This window comes from Nitratidesulfovibrio termitidis HI1, assembly GCF_000504305.1.
In the GTDB taxonomy this organism is placed as follows: domain Bacteria; phylum Desulfobacterota; class Desulfovibrionia; order Desulfovibrionales; family Desulfovibrionaceae; genus Cupidesulfovibrio; species Cupidesulfovibrio termitidis.
The window spans coordinates 1,901,679-1,923,211 of record NZ_KI632512.1; the positions used below are offsets into that span (position 1 = coordinate 1,901,679).

A 21,533-nucleotide genomic window follows, 5' to 3' on the forward strand; every position below is an offset into this window, starting at 1 on the left:
GGGGCGGCGTGGGCCGAAGCGAAAAGCGCCGCGCACACGGGCGCGGCAGCCGTTGCATACCGTATACAAAGTACGAAGATGGGTCAATCCTGCGCTTCCCGCGCGCACATTGACATGCCGTTCCAATACGGAGACACAGAAAGCAGCATTCCGCCCGCATACGGCGTGCCCGATGCTGGCACTGCGGCCTTCCCGCCACGTCAGCGCAGGCACCGTCGTTCCCAAAGGTTCCAACCGCCAGGGAGCCGCCCATGTCTCCAGCCAGACATTCCCCCCGCTTGTCCCCCGGACAGTCACCCGGATCATCCCCAGATTCGTCCACGGCGCCCCGCACTCCTTCCCGCCCCACACTCCGCCTTGCCCCGCGCGTGGTGCGCACCTCGTGCCGCGGGTGCCACGGCGTCTGCCAGGTGCTGGTGCATCTGGATGATGCGGGCAATCCGGTGCGCGTCACCGGCGATCCGGACAGCCCCACCAGCCGGGGCTACATCTGCCCCAAGGGCGCGGCGGGGCCGCAGTTCATCACCCACCCCGACCGGGTGCGCCGCCCCCTGCTGCGCACCGGGCCACGCGGGGCAGACCAGTGGAAGGAGATAAGCTGGGAGGCGGCGCTTACCCTCATGGCCTCCACCTTCGACCGGGTACGGCGCGAATCCGGGCCGGAATACATCGCGCTGTGCCAGGGCACGGGCCGCCCGTACACCGAATTCACCGGGCGGTTCGTCCATGCGCTGGGGTCGCCCAACTTCGTCTCGCCGGGGCACAACTGCTTTTTGCCGCGCGTGATCGCCTCGTCCATCACCATGGGCTGGATGCCCGTGGCCGACGTGTACGGCCACGGCGGGACCATGCCGCGCTGCATGCTGGTGTTCGGGGCCAACGCCATGGAAACCGGGGCCGCCGACGGCATGTGCGGGGCCATGATGCGCCGTGCCCTGCGCGGGGCGGAACAGGTCATCGTGGCCGACCCGCGCCGCACCTCCACAGCGCGCGCGGCCACCCGCCATCTGCAACTGCGCCCCGGCACGGAATGCGCGCTGGTGCTGGCCCTGCTGCACGTGATCATCGGCGAGGGGCTGCACGATGCGGACTTCGTGGCGCGCCACTGTACCGGCTTTGCCGAACTGGGCGAGCACGTACGCGCCTTTTCGCCGGAGTGGGCCGCACCTATCACCCGCGTGCCCGCGCAGGACATCATCACCGCCGCCCGTGCGCTGGCCACCGTAAAGCCCGCCAGCCTGCTGTGGGGCAACGGCATCGACACCAGCGTCAACGCCTTCCAGACCGGGCGCGCCCTGCTGCTGCTCATGGCCGTTACCGGCAACCTCGACGTGCCGGGCGGCATGGTGCACTGGGTGCCCCCACCGGACATCCGCTGCAAGTCGCCGCTGGAGAACAAGAAGGTGCTGGGCATGCACCTGCTGTCGCCGGAGCAGAAGGCCCGCATGATCGGCGCGGGGCGCTTTCCCTTCTGCCCCGGCTGCCACCAGCCCACGTTCTGGGACGCCTGCGTCAGCGGCGAACCGTACCGCCCCCGCACAGTGTGGCTGGTGGGCACCAACCCCATGCTTACCGCCACAAGGGGCGACGTGGTGGAGGCCGCCCTGCGCGACCACGTGGAGTTCAGCGTGGTCTCCGACTTCTTCATGACGCCCACGGCCCAACTGGCCGACCTGGTGCTGCCCGCCGCCCACTGGCTGGAACAGGACGACGTGGTCTATTTCCACAAGTTGTGGTGCGTGATGCCCCGGCGCAGGCTGGCCCATGGCCCGCATTCCGGCGAGGCCCGCGACGACCGTGCCGTGATGCTGGACCTGGCCCACCGCCTGGGCCTGGACGAGGCCTTTCCCTGGCCAGACTGGAACGCCTACCTGAACTGGCTGCTGGAACCTTCCGGCATGGATTTTCGCGCCTTTGCGGAAAAGGGGCTGGTGCTCGGCCCCATGCGCTATCGCAAGCACGAGACGGACGGCTTTCCCACGCCCAGCGGCAAGGTGGAACTGGTCAGCTCCGTCATGGCCGGTGCAGGCCGCCCGCCCCTGCCCGTGTACGTGGAGCCGCCCCTGTCGCCGGTTTCCGCGCCGGACGTGGCCGCCGCATACCCGTTCATCCTCATGTCCGGCTGCAAGGTGCTGCCCTTCTTTCATTCCGAAGGACGGCAAATCGAAACCTTGCGCCGTCTGCGCCCGGAACCCCGCGTGGCCGTGCACCCTGATGCACTGGCCCGCCTCGGCCTTGCCGACGGCGACGCGGTGCGGGTGGTCTCCCCCTACGGGCAGGCCCGCTTTGTTGCCTCCGCCGACGACGGCCTGCCGCCCGACGTGGTGCAGGCCGACCACGGCTGGTGGTTTCCCGAACGGCCCGGACCAGACCACGGCTGGCGCGAAAGCTGCGCCAACCTGCTGTACGGGCACGACCACTTCGACCCGGACAGCGGCGCGGAACCGCTGAAGTGCGGGCTTTGCCGCATCGAACCCGCGTAGCCCCCCGGATTCGCCCGAATTGACCGGGCACACCACTTCCCGTATCCTGCCGCATCTTTCTTTGCGTCCCGGACGGACCGCCTGAACGGCCGCCGGAAAACCCCCAGCAGGAACGCACGATCATGAGCGATCACAACGCCAGCGAGCCCGACCGCAAGGCCGAGCCGGGTCTCGATTTCATCCGCGCGCTGATTACGGCGGACAACGCCAATGGCCGCTTCGACAGCCGGGTGCACACCCGCTTTCCCCCGGAACCCAACGGCTACCTGCACATCGGGCACGCCAAGTCCATCTGCCTCAACTTCGGGGTGGCGCGGGAATTCGGCGGCAAGTGCAACCTGCGCTTCGACGACACCAACCCGCTGAAGGAAAGCCAGGAATACGTGGATTCCATCCGCGAGGACGTGAAGTGGCTTGGCGGCGACTGGGAAGACCGCGAGTTCTACGCCTCCAACTATTTCGAGCAGCTCTACCAGTACGCGGAACAGCTGATCCTTGCGGGCAAGGCCTACGTTGACAGCCTGTCTGCGGACGAAATTCGCGAACATCGCGGCACGCTTACCGCCCCCGGCAAGGAAAGCCCCTACCGCAACCGCAGCGTGGAGGAAAACCTGGACCTGTTCCGGCGCATGCGCGCGGGCGAGTTCAAGGACGGCGAACACGTGCTGCGCGCCAGGATCGACATGGCCTCTCCCAACGTGGTCATGCGCGACCCCACGCTGTACCGCATCCGCCATGCCCATCACCACCGCACCGGCGATACGTGGTGCATCTACCCGATGTACGACTACACGCACTGCATCTCGGATTCCATCGAGGGCATCACCCATTCCGTCTGCACGCTGGAGTTCGTGAACAACCGCGAACTGTACGACTGGACGCTGGATACCCTAGGCATCTACCACCCGCAGCAGCTGGAATTTGCCCGGCTGAACCTGACCTACACCGTGCTGTCCAAGCGCAAGCTGATCCAGCTTGTGGAAGGCGGCTACGTGAACGGCTGGGACGACCCGCGCATGCCCACCATCAGCGGGCTGCGCCGCCGGGGCGTAACGCCGGAAGCATTGCAGGACTTCTGCGCGCGCATCGGCGTGGCCAAGGCCGATTCGGTGGTGGATTTCTCGTTGCTGGAATTCTGCATGCGCGAACACCTGAACGCCGTGGCCCCGCGCGTGATGGGCGTGCTGGACCCCATCAAGGTCGTCATCGAGAACTACCCCGACGACCAGGTGGAAACCTTCGACATGCCCTACCACCCGGAAGACACGTCGCACGGGTCGCGCACGGTGCCCTTCTCGAAGGTGCTGTACATCGAGCGCGACGACTTCCGCGAAGACCCGCCCAAGAAGTACCACCGCCTGGCCCCCGGCGCGGAGGTGCGGCTGCGCTACGCCTACTACATCACCTGCCGCGAGGTGGTGAAGGACGCGGACGGCAACATCACGGAACTGCGCTGCACCTACGACCCGGCCACCAAGGGCGGCTGGTCGCAGGACGGGCGCAAGGTGAAGGGCACCATCCACTGGGTGTCTGCCGCGCATGCCCTGCACGCGGAAGTGCGCCTGTACGAGCACCTGTTCAGCGTGGAAAACCCCAACGCGGCGGAAGACGGCAAGACCTTCGTGGACTACCTGAACCCTGATTCGTTGAAGACCGTCACCGCCATGCTGGAACCGGCCCTGGCCGACGTGGCCCCCGGCACCCGCGTGCAGTTCGAGCGCATCGGCTACTTCTGCGCCGACAAGGACGGCACCCCCGGCAAGCCGGTGTTCAACCGCACCGTGGGCCTGCGCGACAGCTGGGCCAAGATCGAGAAGAAGGAAGGCGCGTAAACAGCGCCGACTGAAGACAGAAGAATGCACGACACCCCGGCGGGATAGCTCCCGCCGGGGTGTTTCTGCTTTGGGGCGAACGAGGCTACCTGCCTGCTCTACTCATCAATAGAAAGAGAGAGACAGAAGCAGGAACGCCTCAGTATCCCATGTGTTTCTTGACCGACTTCACCATCTTGCCGAAAGCCTTGTCCTTTCTGCGCCGGTCGAGCTGCGATAGTTCGCTGAACTCGGCTTCTTTGCGCAGCTTCAGGTAGTTGCGGTAATGCGTGGCGGACAGTTCGCCACGGTCCACGGCGGCCCGCACGGCGCAGCCCGCCTCGCGTTCGTGGCGACAGTCGGCATAGCGGCATGCGCCCGCCAGCAGGGCGATGTCCGCAAAGCCTGCGTCCACGCCGTCCGCTGCGGCCACGGTGCCCACCTCGCGCATGCCCGGCGTGTCCACTACCAGCGATCCGCCGTCCAGCATGGTGAGCTGGCGACGAGTGGTGGTGTGGGTGCCTTCGCCGGTGGCGCTCACAGCACGCGTGGCATGTGCATGCCCGTCCCCTGTCCGCGCCCCGGCCTGCCCGCTTGTCAGCTGGTTGAGCAGGGTCGTCTTGCCCACGCCCGACGAACCGAGCAGGCAATAGGTCCTGCCCGGTACAAGCGCCTGGCGCAGCACATCCAGACCGGCCCCGGTCACGCTGCTGAGTGCGATCACCCGCGCAGGCGTGACGGCGGCCACCACAGCCAGCAGGTTCGCGAGGTCGTCCGGCGTGACGAGGTCCGTCTTGGTCAGCACCACCACGGGTTCCACGCCTCCGTCCTCCAGCATGACCAGATAGCGTTCCAGCCTGCCGGGGTTGAAGTCGTAGTGACACGACTGCACGATGAACGCCGTGTCGATGTTCGCCGCAATCATCTGCACACCGCAGCCATCGCCCGCCGCCTTGCGCCGCAGCACGGTCCGGCGCGGGAACACCCGGTGGATGATGGCCGCCGTTCCGTCGCTGTGCCACTGCGCCGTCACCCAGTCCCCCACGCACGGCAGGTCGGCGGGATTGTCCGTGTGGTAGGCAAGCCTGCCCGCCAGTTCCGCCGGAACCTCGCCTCCTTCGCCCCGTATGCGGTACGCCCCCCGGTCCACTGCGCAAACCCGGGCAACGCCGCAACCTTCCATAACCATTTCCGCCGCGTGCGCGGCAAACCACGGGTCGAAACCCCATGATTGCAACATGATGGTATACCTCGTGCCATATCTCATGCCATATCTCATGAAGGACCGGGCATCTGCCTCGGCCCCTGCGGATTGTCATTGTTGGCGCTAGGCCTGTTCCGCGAAGGCTGCGTGGACGATGATGTCGCCCTGCGGCAATCGGTCGCTGAATCTCACGGCCAGCACATACTGGTCGGGCACGCCGGGATAGTGCAGACCCGCCACGCAGGCGAAGCCGAGGCGGGTGTAGTAGCCGGGGTCGCCCACCAGCACCACGCCCAGCGCACCGATGTCGCGCATGCGCCGTAGCGCCTCGCGGATCAGGGCGGAGCCGATGCCCCGGCCCTGCATGGACGGCAGCACGCCCACCGGGCCCAGCAAGTACCAACCAGCGCGGTCCTTTCCCACCACGGCGGGCGAAAGGGCCACGTGGCCCACGAGTTCGCCGTCCACCTCTGCCAGCAGGGACAGGGTCAGGTCGCCGCTGGCGCGCAGCAGTCCGGGTATCAGGTGCTCCGTGGGTTCCGCGCCGGGCGCGTGCATGGGGTGGCCCTTGAAGGCCGTGTACTCGATATGGGAGATCGCCCGGCTGTCCTGCTGGTTGCCGGGGCGTTCGTCTCTGATGTGCATTGCGTCACTCCTGAAGTACGGCGCGCGACATGGCGGGCGCGGGCCGGGCAGGCAGCCCGGCTGGCGCACGACCGCCATGCGGCGCGCATGGCGAATGATCGGCCTGGAAACGTCAGAAGGATGGTTGCGGGACGAAAGCAAAGACCACCATCCGATGACATCGGACGGAATCGGCAGGGCGGGATGGAGCGGAGCCGGGTGACGGCCCCGTGTGGGCAGCGCCCCCTTCAGACGAGGGGCGGCATGCCGTCGCGCCTACCGGGTGCGGCTTTCGCCAACAACCGGTACGACAATCTCTGGTGCGAATCGCTGCAAAAAAACCTCGGCGCGTACGCCTGCAAACGGAAAGACGTGTGCCGGACGGGCAACGCCGCAGCTGCTGGGGCAACGGGCGTGGCAAACCGCCGGGTGTCCGATGCGGACGGGCCGAACATAATATGAATTTTCGCGGCGGCAAAGCCCCGCCGGGTGGGGGGGCATACGCCTGCGCGGGGGGCAACAGGCTCTACCACGCCACGAAGCAGCGGAACAACAAACACAATTTCGGCGCATTACGCACAAAAAATAAAAATTCCGCACCCTCCGCGCATTTCCCGTTGACAACCGGGGGCCTGACGGATAGATACACAACCTCGTTGTTGGGCTGTCGTTCAATTGGCAGGACGGCGGATTCTGGCTCCGCTAATCTAGGTTCGAGTCCTAGCAGCCCAGCCAACATGCGTTCCCATCGTCTAGCCGGCCTAGGACAACGGCCTTTCACGCCGTCGACGGGGGTTCAAATCCCCCTGGGAACGCCACCACGCCATCAAGGGGTCACGGTTCGCCGTGACCCTTTTTGCGTACATGCGGCCCGCCGCCGCGCGATAACGCGGGTTCGCCCGCACCCCACCACGCCCGCACCCCGCGCGGCATGCCTGTCCCGCGCCAGCCAACTTGAGATTCCTTGTCAGCCAACTTGACAGCCAGCCCCCCCCCCCCCGACACATATCGGCATGAATCCTGCTATACAGGGTACGTCACTACCACCGCCGCCATCTCTTCCAGGCTGCCCGCCGCCAGCGCCGCATCCTCCATGATCTGCCGCCGGGCGGTCAGCATGGCGCTTATCGGCTCCCACGCCGCCGCGTTGGCCAGGATGCGGTCCCGCATTTCGTCAACGTCCAATCCCTTCGCCGCCGCCAGCCCCCGCACGAAGCCCGCCGGGGCGTCGGGGTCGGCCAGCAGCTCCCGCGCCTGGGCGGCCTGCCGTTCCCAGGTCAGCACTTCCTCAAGCGGGTACCCGGCCTGGATGTACTTCACGGCGCTCTCGTACCCGGCGTTGATCTCGCCCAGCTTGTCCAGCCGGGCCTCCTCCAGCGTGGGCGGGCGCTGCACCGTGGTCCAGCCGCCCGCGATGCGCTTCCATACCTGCCGCGCGGGCAGGGCGATGCCTTCCGGAGGCCCATCCAGGTACATCCCATCCGGAAGCACCGGACCCCCCGCGTCCGCAGGAATCTCCGCGTCCTCTGCTCCCTCCGGGACATCCGGAAGCGCCGGGCTCTCCGGCAGATCTATTTCCGTCTTGCCCGTGTACAGGCCGTTTTCGTCGGTGGTGTAAACAATCATGTGTACCGCCTCCCTATTTCGTGTAGATGATCCAGACATCCAGGGGCGCGGCGCCCGAACCGGTGGACCGCAGCATCAGCCGCGTGCCGCCCGTGCCGTCGATCCGGTACAGCCACGAGTGGTGCTGGCTCGCCGATCCGTCGTAAAAAAAGCTGCCCACGGCCACCTGGTTCGATGATCCCGGAAAGGTCACGAATCCCCCATACCCCAGCACCGCCGCCGTCCCGCTGGCGGCTCCGCCCAGGGTGATGACGGATATCGAATCCGCCGTCAGCTGCACCGTCCCCACGGTCCGGCACCCATAAACCCCGCCGCCCAGGCTGACCTCGGTATTTTGCGCCCATGTCCACGGGTTGGTGATTGCCGCGCTGCCGGTGATATTCGTTGCCAGCGGGCGCATGGTGCACGGGGTCAGCACCGTGTACGCCGAGAGGTCGGTGACCAGCGCCGCCGTCCAGCCCTTGCAGTAGGCGTCGGACACGCCCGAGTAGCTGATCATGGCGCGCGTGATCGCGACATGCGGGTACGTCCACACCGTACCCACGTCGCCCAGGATCAGACAGGCATACCCCTGGGGGGTCACGCCCCAGCGGACGAGCGGGATTTCCGCGCCGGTGGAGGTGGCAAAAGCATAGCCCCACGTGCTGGGCGTGTTGTTCTCGTTGTGGTAGCCTGTAACAGTTAGCTGCATGTGCTCCCGTGTGTACCGGTGGATGGAGACCTCGATCTGATGCATGATGCCCGATGTGTGCATCGCGCTTGCCGCGAACACGATGGCCCCGGTGACGCTGGAGGCCTTGCTGGCGTACGAGGCCAGACCCTCGACGATGCGCGCCTCCGTGGTGCCGCTACCGGCAGACGGCGTGGCATAGATCACCTCGCCCGCCGCCTTGTTGAGTTTCAGTGTCACCCCCGTGTACTGGCCCGACAGGCGGGCGTCCGGCACAGTGCCGGACGTGAGCTTGCCGGCGTCCAGGCTGGCCACCTTGCTGTTGGTCACCGCCCCGTCGGCGATCTCGCCCGTCGTGATGGGCTCCTTCTCGAAATCCCGCGCCTTCGCGTTCCAGTCCATACAGCCCCCTACAGCACGTAGACGGTCAGCAGCCCGCCCGCAGGCACGCCGCTGATGTCCAGGTCGAAGTACAGCGCCGTGAAGTCCGGGGTCAGCACGCGCTGGTCGGACAGGTCCACAACGTTGTTGTCCCCGGTCTCGCCGTCCACGGACAGCACGGCCTGGCCGCCAAGCGCCACGGACGGGGTAAACTGCAACACCGGCAACCGTCCGTCGCCGACCGGCAGTTGCACCAGCCGGTAACATCCGTTCACGGTCCCGTCATCCTGCACCGGGATGCGATAGGTGCGCAGCCCGCGCGGCGCCACATCGATACGGCTCATGCGATATCCTCCATTAGTCCTTGCGGTACACCACCCACACGTCCAGCCCGTACGGCTTGCCCGTGTAGGATGTCGTAAACTGCACCATTATCGCGCCCTGCACGGACATCCGCAGCCACGAGCGCAGCAGGAAGCCGCCGGACACCACGCCTTCCAGGCTGTGGCCCACAGGAAACGTGTCGTAATACGGCTCCGGCAGCGTGATACCGCCCCCGTACTGGACGATTCGCGTGGCCTCCATGTCCGGCGTCGTGATGCCGGCGGAAAAGAAACCGCCGTCGCCGATGATCCCGGTGGTCATGGCCACCCGCATGGCGTACGCGCCGCCGCCCAGGTCCACCTCGACGCCGCTGGGCCAGTCCGCCGGGGTCCACGCAAAGCGCTCTGCTGCCACCGCGTCCACGATCTCGCCCACGTCCACGGGCGCGGCGTTCATGGGCGCGTAGTACGCCTTGATGCACTTCACCACCGCGTAATAGGCGGGGTACGTGTCAGGGCCGGTGCCCCCGCCGCCCACGGCGAGGTCGCCCGTCCCCCCGCCTGTGGCGGGGCCCACGGAATCCGTGGCGGTCTGGATGGCGTCCTGGCCAGTGTTGCCGACGGTGCTGTTCGTGGAATTCAGCAGGCCGACGTAGTAGTCGTTCCCGTTCTCGCTCCCCTGGAACATGCTGGACGTCAGGTATTTCCTGCCGTCCCCGTTCGGCCCGCCGGAGCCCACACCAGCGCCTGTGTGGTACCGAAATGTGTGCGTATGCCCCGCTCCAGCGCCTCCGCTCACCTCGTGCGGGTGCGGCCCCACGCTCGACGCGCGCGTGCTGCCCGGCGTCACCGTCGGGTCGCCGCCCTTGCCCATGTCCGCGCCGCGCGTAAAGCGCAGCCGCAGGTCCGGCAGCACGGCGGACGGGGCCGTGGGGCTGCCCGTCAGGTACGTGACCAGGTCCGGGTAGGCCGCCCGCGTCACCGTCTGCCCGGCGCACACCAGATACCCCGGCGGCACCCTGTCCACCGGGAATTCCGCCAGGCTTCCGATGGGCACGTAGGCCATCATGCCGCCCGTCTGCGCGATCAGCTCATCCACTATGGACTGCACCTGGTCTCCGCAGGCGCAGGCCTGCGTTGCGCACGCGCAGGCCTGCTCGGCGCACTCGCACGCCTGGTCCGCACACTCGCATGCGTCCTCGCGCGCCTTCAGTAGTTCCTGAACGATGCCGCCGGGACCATAGGATCCGTCCGGCGGCATCAGCAGCGCCCGCCCCATTTCCTCGGTCAGCTCCTGGGTGATGGCCACCACCTTGTCGAAGTCCGTTTCCACGGTACGGCTGGGAAACTTCCCCCCCTCCGGATATTCGGTCTCCTGGGTGCGCGTGGTGTGGCGGCGGATCACCAGATGCAGCCCCAGCGGCGGCGGCTGTTCGAAAACAACCGTGCCTCCGGCCTGCTGCTGCGCGCCGAAGACCGCGTAGCCGGATGTAATGAACGTCTCCGCGCCGCCTGGGCTCACCGTGCTCACGACCAGGTGCGCCGGGTCGAAGAAAAAGAACGGCACGGGAAACGTCGTTCCCCCCGTCGTGTCGTACACCACCTTCACGTCCTGCCCGGTAATCATCTGAAACCGCCTCCGCGCCGCACCACCTTGCTGGGCGTCAGGTCAACCGGCCCCAGTTGCAGGTACGTCTGGTTGTATTCTTCCCGCAGCTTCCTTTCCGACCTGGCCAGCGTGCCCGGCGAAAGTGCCTCGCGGATGTGGAACAGCAGCAGGTAGTCCAGTGCCCCGCGCGTGTACCACAGGTTGATGAAGGGCGTGTTGTTGATGCCAAGCCGCAGCGCGTCCTCCCCGGCCCCCTCGAATTCGCCCCGCACCAGTTGCCCGGAGATGGGCAGTACCTGCGAGGCCAGCGTGGGCAGCGGCCCCAGCAGGGCGCTGGCGGCCTCGGAGCCAAACCGGTTCTTCACGCCCAGGAAGTAGTCACCAAAGATGCCCAACCCGCCGGACTGCACGGCAGCAGCCATCCACGTTTCCGGCTTCATGGGGTCACGGGGCTGTCGCCCCTTGGCCAGGTCCTTGGCGGTCATGGCCACGTAGCCCATGAGTACCGACCCGGCCACGGCGTGCACCATGCCCGGCATGTCGGCCAGGATGCGTTGCTCGTGCCCGGCCTGCTGCCAGCGCATTTCCCGCAGAAAGCGCTGGCCGTACACCGCGCTGAACGACTTGAACTGAAGGACGCTGCGCAGTACTTCGCCCACCACTGTGCCGGGCCGCGTGCCCTGGTACATCAGCGCCCGCGTCTTCTCGTCCGGCTCCAGCACGGCGTACCGAGTCTCGTCGGCGTAATAGCCCATCACGTCGGTGACCAGGTCACGCCGCAGCCGGTCCAGTTCCCGCGCCCTTCCGGCCTCCCATGTGGCCACCGCATCGGCATGCTTGGCTTTGGCTTTCTCCACACGAATAGCGAAGTCTTCAGCCTTTTCTTTATTGAGCCGCTCCGGTTCGACGTACTTAGGCTGCTTCCCTTTCCACTCTACGGTAGACTTCGTATGTCTTTCCTTGGCCCTCTCTACTCGCGTGGCAAACCGTTCATCGCTTTCATCATCACGCCGTATTGGCTCCTCGTACTTCGGCTCCCGACCTTCCCACTTCTTCGTGGCCTCGCCGTATCGTTTCTTAGCGCTCTCCACACGAGCCAAAAACTCACCATCGCTTTCCGTTCTTAGGGATGGCTCCACATAATGCGGTCGCCCAGAGTCAGAATAGGATTCGCGCAGCAGGTGCTCCACGTCGGCGTCCCCCAGGTCGAACGCCCGTTCGGGCACCACGTAGTGCCTCCCGTCAGGACCAACCTGCACCAGACGGCGCATCAGGTCCCAACGGTCCTCCAGGCCATGCCTGCGCAGGCTCGCGGCCATGTGCTCGTCCAACTCGCGGAATGGCGTCTCCGCGTGTTCCGCCAGCCGGTTGGACAGATAGTGCGTGTAGGCGGCCTTGTGCCCCTCGGTCCACGCATCCAGGCCGGAGTACCGGAAGAACGTGTTCATCCAGCGGCTCATGCCCCCACCGGGGTCGCCTTCCAGCATGCCGAAACGATCATGCAGGTCCCGCAGAAAGCCTTCCGAATACACCCCAAGCGCCCGGCCCAGTTCCTTCTGCTCCGGGCTAGCAAGGCGTTCCAGCCGCATGTCGAACGCCAGCCGCCACGCGGACAGCAGGTTCTCGCCATTGTGGCGCAGGTTCGCGGCCTTCACGAACACGTCAGCGAACGCGGAAAGCACCGCCCCCCCCAGCTTGGCCATGCTGATGACGCCCCGCGCCCCGGCGGCCATCCTGGCCATGTTCACGTTGACGGGGCTGCTCGACTCGCCGGACAGCGCCTTGTAGTAATTGGCAAGCCGCCCGTGGCCGTCGCCGGTCCAGGCTTTTTGAATCTTGGAAATCTCGGCCCCCCGCACGCCCGCCAGGGTGCTTTCCAGCGTGGCCCGTGCCCGCGCGGCTGCCGCATCGTCTCCGCGTCCGGCGGCATCGGCGTATTCCGCCTCCACTCTTTCCAGCTTCCGCGCGGTGTCCCCCCCGACCGCCTGACGGATGGCCTCCGCCGGAGCCTCGCGCAGCCTGCGTATCTCGGCCTCCAGCAGCGATCCGATCATGGCTTCGGGATTGGGGCCGAACGTCTCCATCAGGGCCAGCTTGCGCGCTCCCGCGCTCAACTGCCCCAGCACGGCGTCGCCGATGTGCCCCCGTCCATATTCCCGATGGTACTCAATGGCCGCGTCCGCATCGCGGAAGTGCAGCACCCGCTCCTTCTCCATCCCCCGCGCGATGGAGCCGGGCCGCCGAAACATTATCCCCTGCTCACGAAGCGTGAGTTTACGATCGCGACCAGTGACAATCGTTGTCCAAATTTCCGCTAACGCCGTACGGCGCTGCATTCCCAATACATAATCTCGATTCTCTTCCCATTTTACTATGGCACGCTTATGCTCGCCTTCTTCCACCGCCACGCGTGATGTGTAATCCTCATCGCTCTCGCCACGTCGTGCCGGTTCTTTATACTCCGGCTTCCTATCGTTCCATGCGGTCAAGGATTCGGAGTGGCGCACCTTTGCCCTTTCAACGCGTGCGTCAAACGCATCATCGCTTTCCCATGCCCTACGTTTCGGCAGTTCATATTTCGGCTTCCTTTCTTCCCATTTCTTCACTGCTAAGGCATGCCGCGTTTTAGCATCTTCCACACGTACAGCAAAATGTTCGTCGCTTTCCCCCTTTCGCTTCGGCACATTGTATTCCGGAGCGCCTTGGCGCCAGTCGTTGCCCAACTCCCCCCCGAGGCTCCGCTCCCAATCCAGGCGGGGCAGCATGTGCTCAATCCACGCCGTCTCTCCCGCCGCCAGCAGCTTGGCCGCGTCGTGCGACTGCGGGGCGTATCCATCCAGCCGCCCGATGTTGGCCCCGGCCTCGTTCAGGCGCTGACGGTTCCTTTCCAGCCAGGATGAGAAAACGTCGGCCACCTGGCGGGCGGTCCCGTCGCCGGTGGCTCCGGGTTGCAGCATCTCCCGCAACACCTGCTCGCCGAAAGCCCGGTCGCCCCGCAGCAGTTCGGCGGCACCCTCGATACGATCCAGGTCCCGCGCCACGCCCCCGGAATATTCCTTCATGATGCCCGCGAATCTCGCGCTGGCGGACTTCCGGCTGCCCGCGAACCGCTGATGCGACCCCACCAGCAGCGCAGTCATGCCGTCCAGGAACGTTGCCCCGTCCTGACGCATGGCGGCCAGTGAATCCTCCAGCGCATCGCGCCGCAGAATGGTAATGGCGGCCTGACGGCGCCGCATGGCTGCCTCCACCCTAGACGCCTCCGCGCGGTCCATGATGCGCCGCGCCAGTTGCGCCTCGCGCGAAACGACGCCACTGGGCATTTCCTCCCGTGCGTCCTCCAGCATGCCGTCCACCAGGCGGGTGGCTTCGTCCGGCATCGCCCCGGCGTTTACCGCCGCCCGCACGCAATCGTCACGGCTGGCCATTACACCGCCTCCAGGATGCAGCCCAACAGTTGCAGGGCCACGTTTTCCAGTTCATCCACTCGCGCCGCGTCCAGGGCGGCCCGCTCAAGTTCGGCCACGGCTTCGGGGTCGGCCCGCCCCTCGGCGCGCAGCCGCTCCACCTCGGCGTCGCGAAACCGGTTGATTGCCCCGGCGTCTCCTGTTCCTTCGGCATCACGCACTGCCTCGCGGGGGCTGCTCCAGTCCACGGATGTCTTGCCTTCGGCCTGCCGGTGCGCTATGTTTTCCCTACCAGGCGCGCCTGGTGTGTGCCCCTGCGGACTGCGGCCAGAGCGATGAGGAAGCTCCCCGCCAGTACCCTCCGGGACGGCGGGAAACCGCCCCGGAGCGGATTCCGCAGGGGTTCTTCTTTGGGAAACCGCCGCGCGTTCGCGCCCTTCGGGGCGGACATGCATGGTCACCAGCATGCCGCTGCCATCCTCCATCCTGCCCTCGCCGATCACCAACTGTCCGCCGTCTTCGCGCGGTATGACCCACGTGCGCCGCCCCTCGGCTGCTCCGTCCACCGGCATGTACTCCCGGACAAGACGCGGCAGGGCCAGCACGTCGTCGCGGGTCACGGGCATGGGGTCAACGCCCGCCTCCCCATGCTTCACGATGATCTTCACCAGCCCGTACCCGGACCGCGACCCTGTTTCCGCCTGCAACTCCCGTCCCTGCACACGAATTTCGCCGTTCACGTCCACCGACGGTCCCCGCGTCACCAGCAGCGGCTCTATGTCCTCCGGCCGCAAGGCAGCCAGCACCTCGTCGGCGGCCTGCTGCGGCGCTGTCCGCGTGCGCACCTCGTCCAGCACCCTGTCATAGGCATTACGCAGTTGCAGCGCCTCGACAACGGGACGCACGTCGGCCGCATCGCCCCGGCTCACGCGGGACAGGGCATCCTCGAACACGCGGGCCATCCCGGCCCGATCCTCTCCGTGCAGCGTCCGCCGCAGCAGTTGCGCCATGTCGGAACCGCCCGGCGCATCGGCCAGGGTTTCCATCGTTTGCCGGGCCAGGCGTTCGGCGGCCTCCCCGTCAAAGCCGCTCTCGCCCAGCAGGCTGGTCAGTTCCTGGCGGTGCGGCTCCAGGTCGCGCAGCATCCGTTCGCGGCGCATGCCGCTGACCTTGCCCGCCACACCTCCCACGCCGCCGCCAATGGCCGCGCCGAACATCAGGTCCAGGGCAAAATCCGACCAGCCCACATCGTCCCCACGCGCTTTCGCGGCGGGCAGAATCAGGGCATCGGCCATGGTGGTGCCTATGGCGGCGTCGGCTGCGCCACGCGCAGCCCTCACCGCAACGGAAGCGCCCTTGCCACCAGGCCCCACGAAGGGGATGAAATTCACCGGGTCGGGCAGATTCGCCAGCAGCGCCGCGCCAAACCCAATGGCCTTGCGCCCCCACGTGTCCGAATTGCGGTCCAGCAACTCCTCCTCATGCCGCCGCCGGTCGTACACCTCGGACAGAATGCGCGCCCGCTGCGGCGTCATGTCAGGGCGGTAGTCAATGCCCTTGCGAAACCACTCGCTGCCCCGCCACTCTTCCTCGGACAGCGCGTGCGGATGTTCCACCGGCTCCGGGTCCATGCCGTCGTCAAGGTACTGTTGCGTGGGGGCAAACGTTCCCGCCTGCACTTCCGCAGCCGTTACCCGCGCTTCCTCCAGCACCATACCAGGCGTCGTGCGCTCGAACGAATGCCCCATCTGCAAGCCGAAAAACTCCCCCGTACCCAGTCGCGAATTCTCGCGCCACAGGTCGCCCTCCAGGGCATCGGCAGGCTGTAGCTGGTACTGAAACATCCCCACTCCTCGTCTAGCGCATGGTTCGCGGACCGTTCCCGGCCCCGGCCTTGCCGCTGCCCGTTCCGGCCAGCTTCTCCTGGGCCAGCTCCAGCACTTCCCCGGCCGTCAGGCGGAACATGTTGCCCCGCGCATCCGCCACCGGGGCCTGTGCCACAGGGTCCACCAACACAAAGCCCTCGCCGTCCGGGGCGTTCACCCACACCGCATCGCGCCGCAGAAACGCCAGGTGGTCCGCCCGGTCGAAGTCGTCGCGGTACCGCCGGTCCCGCAGGAACTCCTCCAGCCTCGGCCCCAGGGCAGCCTCCAGTCCACGCTCCATGTCGCGTCCGCTGGCCTTGCCGGGGTCGAACACCAGCGAAAAGCGTCCGTCCACCAGCGGCTGAAACGTCCCGTCCAGCGCTCGCGCGGCGGCCTCCGCATCCCCGCCGTTCATCCGGACCAGGTTGCCCAGGGTCTTCTCCATCTGGCGCAGTCCATTCTGGATGCTGACGTTGCCCGGCATGGCCTTCCGCGCCGCCGTGGCATAGGCCCGGTACACGGCGGACGTTCCCACCGCCTCGCGCGTCAGTTCCTTGGCCTTGTCCAGGGCGGGCAGTTCCTCGGGCTTGGCGACCGCCGCCGTCACCACCGCCTTCAGGTTGGCCACGTTCCTGGGGTCGGCCATGGCCGCAGTCACCGCCACCTGTTCGGCGGGGGTTATGCCCGCTTCTGCCGCAACCTTTCCGGCATGGCGGCCATAGGGCAGCAACACGTCCTGCCACAGGGTGATGCGCGTTGTGGCGTCCCCTTCGGCCCACTTACCGGCCAGCGTGGCCGCCTCGTCGTCAGTCAGCACGCGTCGTGCCCCTGCGGGCAGACCGTTGTTCTCCTGCAAGGCCAGACGGCTTTCCGCCTGTCCTTCCGGCGTCTCGCCCCCCGCCAACCCGGCAACGGCCGCCGCAGGGTCTTTCCGAAACAGCCGCAGCCTGGCGTCGTAAATCTTGGCCCGCACCTCGCGTTCCTCGGCCAGCGTCCGCCATGCCGTGGGGTCTTTGGTGTCCGACAGCTTCCCGTCGATGTCCGTAATCGTCTTGGCCAGTTCGGGCAGCGGGCGCGTGCGGGCATCCTGCCCCGCCGCGTAGTTGTTCTCGTACAGTTCCGCCTTGCGCAGCAGGGTTTCCGCCGTCCGTCCCTTGCCCAGCGCGGCAAAGCGACCAGCCAGGTCTCGCAGGGCAGCCGTTTCCCCGCCGTGCAGGGCCATGTACTCGGCATCCCCGGCTTCCAGCGTCAGTTGCCGGGCGGCCTCGTTGGCCCGCTCCTCGGCAATGCGGCGTTCATGTTCCCTGTCGGTCTCGTAGCGCTTGCGCGCCCTGGCCTGCTGCTCCTCGGACAAGCCCAGGTCCCCCATTTCCCCCAAGGCACGGTCACGGTCCATGGCGTACAGGTTGTCAAAAGCCGTCACACGCAGCTTGTCCTGGGCCAGCCCTAGGCGCACCTTGGCTTCCTCCGGCCGGTACACGCCCTGCCCGACGGCCAGGGTGAATCCTTCCTCCAACTGCCGGGCCGCATCCCGCCACTGGGTGGGGTTGCGTTCCACCTCGTTGAACGCGCCCAGCACGCGCAGGTCGTGCTGGTCCTTTCCGTACAGCTTCAACTGCCGGTGCTCGTGCTGGACAACCTCCCGCAGGCCCTGCGCTTCCCGACCAGCCGCCCACGCGGAGAATGCCTTCCTGGCTTCCGGGCTCATGCCTTCCGCCCCGCCGATGTCGGCAACCAACTGCTGGTGCCGCGTGCGGAAATCCCGCGTCACGCCGCGCGCATCGCCGCCCTGGCGCTGCTCCGTTGCCGCCGACATCCACTCGGCCATGGACCCGGCATACTTGTTCTGCGCCTCCACCAGGGCGTCGTGGTCCAGTTCCTGCTGCCACCGGCCCGCCAGCCTGGTCACGGAATCGCCCAGTTGGCCCAGCGCGGCGGCCACGGCAACGCCGGACCTGTCCGGCGTCACGGACAACCGGCCGGACACCGGCTCCGCCATGGGCGCGACGGGTATCTTCATGCGGCCCCCTAGCGCGAACCCAGCGCCGTGGTCAGCCATCCGCCGCCCACGCCGCCGGTCCTGTTGCCGTCAAACACATGCCCCAGCCCTCCGCCCGATCCGCCCAGCAGACCCAGGCTGCCCCCCAGTTGCAGCAGCTGCGGCACGGCGCCCAGCAGGCCGCCCAGCATCCCTGCGCCGCCCTGGTTCTTTGCCGTGGCGGCCTTCTGCTTCCAGCTCCATGCTTCCATTTCGCCCCCGTACAGAAGCTCCATGGCCGAAAGTTCCGCCTCCGCGTCGGTCAGCGCCAGCACGTCCAGGGCGCTGCCTTCGTTCACGTCCACCCCGCTGGCCCCGAAGGCGGCCCGCTGGCTGCTGGCCAGCCGCCGGTATTGCTCCCTGCTCGCGGCGGCCTGGTTACGGGCTGCGCCCATGGCGTACTCGGCGTTGGCCTGGTAGGCCCTCGCCTCCGCGTCGCTGGTCTGGCTGGACGCCAGGCCGCCCAGTATGGAACTCGCGGCGGATACGCCCATGCCTATCTGGCCGACGGTGCCCAGCATGCCCATCAGACTGCCCATGCCGCCCGCCGCTCCCGCCGCTCCCGCGCCGCCGGCAAACAGGCTGCCCAGCGCCGCAATTTCGACAATGCCGCTCATGCCTCGCTCCCCGCCTGTGTCACCGGCTCCTTCGCCTTCGGTTCCTTGACCAGGGCCAGCAGGTACCGGTCCTGGCGGTTCGGCCCGCACTGGCGCAACAGCCCCTCGCGGCGCATGCCCAGCATGCGTTCCAGCCAGTGCAGTGACCGCGTGTTGTCCACGTGCACCAGCGCTTCCACGCGGTGGCACCCCATGGGGCCCGTCAGCCAGCGCACCAGGGCGCGCGTCACCCGCGTCAGCCGCAGGGGCACGGCCTCGGCGGCCGGGGTCGTCAGCGCCCACAGGGTGGCCGTGCCGCCGTGCAGCACCGCCCCGTAGCAGGCGATGACCCGTCCTCCTGCCTCGCCGGTTGCACCCGTCGGCGCCAGCAGCATGGTCCACGCCGGATGCCCGGCCCACGCACCGGCCAGGTCGGCCAGGTCCAGGCCCGCCAGGTCGGCCGCGTCCGCCGCGCGCAGTTCCAGGGACGCCAGGTGGCTCGGCCGGAAGGGAATCGTGACCACATCACTCATACGTGACCACCTTCGGCACCAGCATGATCAGGGTGACCGGAAACGGAGCCTCGCCCGTCAGCAGCAACCGCCCATCGCGGTTCCACCCTTCGGGCAGCTTCAGTTCCAGGTCGCCCGTGTAGGGCCAGGGCGCCGCGTCCATGGGCATGATCACCTCGCGGTTGACGGCCTCCCAGGCCGTCCCGCCCGGCAGCCCGTATTCCAGCCCCAGCGTCTTGTAGACGCGCGCCGTCACGGAAACCACGCGCTTGCGCTTGCCTTGGGCCGTGCCTCGTTCGCTGCTGCCTTCCAGGCTCATGGGGGCAAGGGTCCACCGGTACGGCAGCCCCACCAGCACGCGGGAAGCCGGGGCCTCCAGCACGACCCTTCCTTCGCTGACAACCGCCGGCGGGTGGTAGGCCCCGTCGGCCAGGATGCTCACCCGCTGCCCCTCCAGGTGCTCCAGCCCGGAAACAACCGTGACCGGCGCGCCCTCGTACAGCAGTCCGCTGTCCACGAACCAGCAGCCGGGCTCGTTGGTGGTCTCCCCGTTCCAGGGGGGCAGCATCCGTTCCATCACCACCCCGCCCGCGCGCCGCACGGCCAGCCACGTTTCCGTGTACCCGTCGCCCGGTATGCAGGCCACCGACAGCACCTCGCCTTCCGTGCTGTGCCGGTGCCAGCCCACCACCTCGTTGTTCCGCATGTACGTGCATCCCGCCAGCGTGCCGTCGTCCATGACGCACCAGATGATGCCGTCCGGATGCGTGGCGTGCGCCACCTGCCGGATGCCTCGCGCGGTAATGTGCTCGGCCAGCAGGCTGATGTCCGCCGAAACGTAACCGTCCTCGGCAAACTGGTAGGTCAGGTCGTGCAGCCGCTTGCGGTCGGCGCTCACATGCACCACGGACTTTCCGATCAGCACCGGCGGCAGCGCGGCGGACCCGTAGTTGCTGTTCCGCAGCGCCTGCACCTGCTTGGACGTCACGGGCACGTCCGTTCCGCCGCCCGATATGGACCACTCGCCGCCGCTGGTGCCCGTCAGCAGCGTCCGCGCGGACAGTTGCCAGCGGATGGCGTTCACCTGCTCGGAAACCAGGCTGAACGTCAGGGCGTCGTCATCATTGGTGCCCGTCGTGAAATTCTCGAAGTCCCCGGTACGGCTCGCCCATACCGTCTGGGGATTGCCGGGCGCCCCGGAGAACCACAGCCGCTGCTGGTGGAACATGGCGCAGCCCGGCCAGGACGTGCCCGCCCAGGAGTCGGGCTTGGCCGTGAACGACACCTCGTGCAGGGCAAACACGTCCGCGCCCGGCCGGGTCAGCTTGTGGGGCTGCACCGTGGGGCACACCAGGTACATGGTGTCCGCGCTCTGGCACCACATAAGCCGTTGCAGCTCGGCCCAGCTCCACGGCGTGACCACCGTCAGCGGCAGCCCCGTGGCTCCGTCCAGGACGATGCCCCCGGCCCGGAAGAACCGTATCCTGCCGGGGCTGAATTCCAGGACGTACGCCTGTTCGGTGTTGAAGACGAACGGAGCCAGCAGCACCTGGTCCGTATCCACGCCGTGCACCATCTCGGTGCCCATGCGCCGCTGCGCCGCCCCGTGGGGCATCAGCGTCATGTTTTCCAGGATGGAGCAGGCGTTGCCGTATTTGGCCAGGTCCACCCGGCCATACAGACGAGGCGACCATTCACCGGCGGTAAAGTTGGTCAGCGGCAGCGTGGCCAGTCCCATACGTTCCTCCTCTCCTAGCCCTGGTGCGCGGCCACCCAGCGCGAAGGCGCGGGCCGCGCCGGTTCGCCTTCCCGCGCGTCCGTGCCCGCCGCCTCGGCCAGGCGCTGGCGGTACTGCTGGTCCAGGGCCTGGGCCAGCGTGGCGCTGGCCGTGTCCCCGTATGCGAGTTCGCTGGCCAGTTTGTAGGCCAGCGCCTCGCGCAGTTGCGGGTCGTACAGGTTCACGTCCGTTTCGCGCCGCACGTACAGGATGCTCACGGCCTCCACGTCGGCCAGCAGGCGGCGGCCCTCTATCTGCCTGGGGGTGTCCGGTTCGGTCTCCACCAGCCGCAGGAAGTCGCCCGGCAGCTGGTACTGCGCGCCAAAGCCAAAGGGCGGATCCTCGGCCAGCCGTTCCAGCCTGGCGCGCCGCAACGCGCTCTTCCACGGGTGGGCGCGCAGCACGCTGTCCCGCACCTCCGGCCAGAAGCGGCGCGCCTTGGACGCCACCGGGGTGGGATCGTCCATGCTGGTCACGTGTTCCTGGCCTATCAGCCCCAGCGCCCTGTTCACGATGTCCACGATTCCTGCCATGCGCCCTCCTGCGGCAAAGCCCCCCCCTGTGCTGCCATTCTGGCAGCACACGGGGGGGGGGGATAATGCCGACA

Annotated in this window: 15 protein-coding genes and 2 tRNA genes; 4 read left to right on the forward strand and 13 right to left on the reverse strand. The window is 67.4% G+C overall.

Annotation, left to right across the window (positions count from 1 at the left end; genetic code table 11):
• Window positions 1–251 precede the first annotated feature (251 nt).
• Both DESTE_RS07790 and DESTE_RS07795 read left to right on the forward strand, forming a co-directional pair.
• A complete protein-coding gene (locus tag DESTE_RS07790; protein WP_245590775.1) occupies window positions 252–2,483 on the forward strand; it encodes a molybdopterin-containing oxidoreductase family protein in 2,232 nt (743 codons plus the stop codon).
• Window positions 2,484–2,605: 122 nt separating this feature from the next.
• The gene (locus tag DESTE_RS07795) at window positions 2,606–4,315 is read left to right on the forward strand and encodes a glutamine--tRNA ligase/YqeY domain fusion protein (RefSeq protein ID WP_035066631.1); all 1,710 of its coding nucleotides are present in this window, start codon (window positions 2,606–2,608) and stop codon (window positions 4,313–4,315) included.
• Window positions 4,316–4,454: 139 nt separating this feature from the next.
• Here DESTE_RS07795 and rsgA read toward each other — a convergent pair whose 3' ends face one another.
• Together rsgA and DESTE_RS07805 are read right to left on the reverse strand one after the other, a co-directional pair.
• Window positions 4,455–5,534, reverse strand: coding sequence for a ribosome small subunit-dependent GTPase A (rsgA, locus tag DESTE_RS07800; RefSeq protein WP_035066633.1), 1,080 nt, complete (start codon window positions 5,532–5,534; stop codon window positions 4,455–4,457).
• An 87-nt stretch (window positions 5,535–5,621) separates the two neighbouring features.
• Complete coding sequence (locus DESTE_RS07805) at window positions 5,622–6,143, reverse strand: GNAT family N-acetyltransferase (RefSeq protein WP_035066635.1); 522 nt, start codon at window positions 6,141–6,143, stop codon at window positions 5,622–5,624.
• A 639-nt stretch (window positions 6,144–6,782) separates the two neighbouring features.
• Between DESTE_RS07805 and DESTE_RS07810 the strand changes: the two genes are divergently transcribed.
• Both DESTE_RS07810 and DESTE_RS07815 read left to right on the forward strand, forming a co-directional pair.
• Window positions 6,783–6,857: transfer RNA gene (locus DESTE_RS07810), tRNA-Gln, on the forward strand.
• A 6-nt stretch (window positions 6,858–6,863) separates the two neighbouring features.
• Window positions 6,864–6,940, forward strand: a tRNA-Glu gene (locus tag DESTE_RS07815).
• Between the two features lie 205 nt (window positions 6,941–7,145).
• On the opposite strand, the gene DESTE_RS17175 is transcribed toward DESTE_RS07815, so the two are convergent.
• The 11 genes from DESTE_RS17175 to DESTE_RS07870 form a co-directional block, all read right to left on the reverse strand.
• Window positions 7,146–7,748 carry a hypothetical protein gene (locus DESTE_RS17175; RefSeq protein WP_051384373.1) on the reverse strand — a complete coding sequence of 201 codons (603 nt, stop codon included), beginning with the start codon at window positions 7,746–7,748 and terminating at the stop codon, window positions 7,146–7,148.
• 13 nt (window positions 7,749–7,761) lie between these two features.
• Window positions 7,762–8,820 (reverse strand): hypothetical protein, encoded by a 1,059-nt coding sequence (locus DESTE_RS07825; RefSeq protein ID WP_035066637.1) that lies wholly within the window; start codon window positions 8,818–8,820, stop codon window positions 7,762–7,764.
• 8 nt (window positions 8,821–8,828) lie between these two features.
• Entirely contained in the window at window positions 8,829–9,143 is a 315-nt protein-coding gene (locus DESTE_RS07830) for a hypothetical protein (RefSeq protein WP_035066639.1), read from the reverse strand.
• A gap of 13 nt (window positions 9,144–9,156) precedes the next feature.
• Window positions 9,157–10,749, reverse strand: a complete 1,593-nt coding sequence (locus DESTE_RS07835) for a phage tail protein (RefSeq protein WP_035066641.1) — start codon at window positions 10,747–10,749, stop codon at window positions 9,157–9,159.
• On the reverse strand, window positions 10,746–14,078 hold the full coding sequence (locus tag DESTE_RS07840) for a hypothetical protein (RefSeq protein WP_156925291.1): 3,333 nt from the start codon (window positions 14,076–14,078) through the stop codon (window positions 10,746–10,748). The genes DESTE_RS07835 and DESTE_RS07840 overlap by 4 nt, the downstream gene beginning before the upstream one ends.
• A gap of 80 nt (window positions 14,079–14,158) precedes the next feature.
• Window positions 14,159–15,982, reverse strand: a complete 1,824-nt coding sequence (locus tag DESTE_RS07845) for a hypothetical protein (protein ID WP_035066646.1) — start codon at window positions 15,980–15,982, stop codon at window positions 14,159–14,161.
• A gap of 13 nt (window positions 15,983–15,995) precedes the next feature.
• Complete coding sequence (locus DESTE_RS07850; protein WP_035066648.1) at window positions 15,996–18,023, reverse strand: hypothetical protein; 2,028 nt, start codon at window positions 18,021–18,023, stop codon at window positions 15,996–15,998.
• 8 nt (window positions 18,024–18,031) lie between these two features.
• Complete coding sequence (locus DESTE_RS07855) at window positions 18,032–18,658, reverse strand: hypothetical protein (protein ID WP_035066650.1); 627 nt, start codon at window positions 18,656–18,658, stop codon at window positions 18,032–18,034.
• A complete protein-coding gene (locus DESTE_RS07860) occupies window positions 18,655–19,170 on the reverse strand; it encodes a GNAT family N-acetyltransferase (protein WP_035066652.1) in 516 nt (171 codons plus the stop codon). The genes DESTE_RS07855 and DESTE_RS07860 overlap by 4 nt, the downstream gene beginning before the upstream one ends.
• Window positions 19,163–20,887, reverse strand: a complete 1,725-nt coding sequence (locus tag DESTE_RS07865) for a phage tail protein (protein WP_035066654.1) — start codon at window positions 20,885–20,887, stop codon at window positions 19,163–19,165. The genes DESTE_RS07860 and DESTE_RS07865 overlap by 8 nt, the downstream gene beginning before the upstream one ends.
• 14 nt (window positions 20,888–20,901) lie before the next feature.
• A complete protein-coding gene (locus tag DESTE_RS07870) occupies window positions 20,902–21,459 on the reverse strand; it encodes a phage connector family protein (protein ID WP_035066656.1) in 558 nt (185 codons plus the stop codon).
• Between the last annotated feature and the right edge of the window lie 74 nt (window positions 21,460–21,533).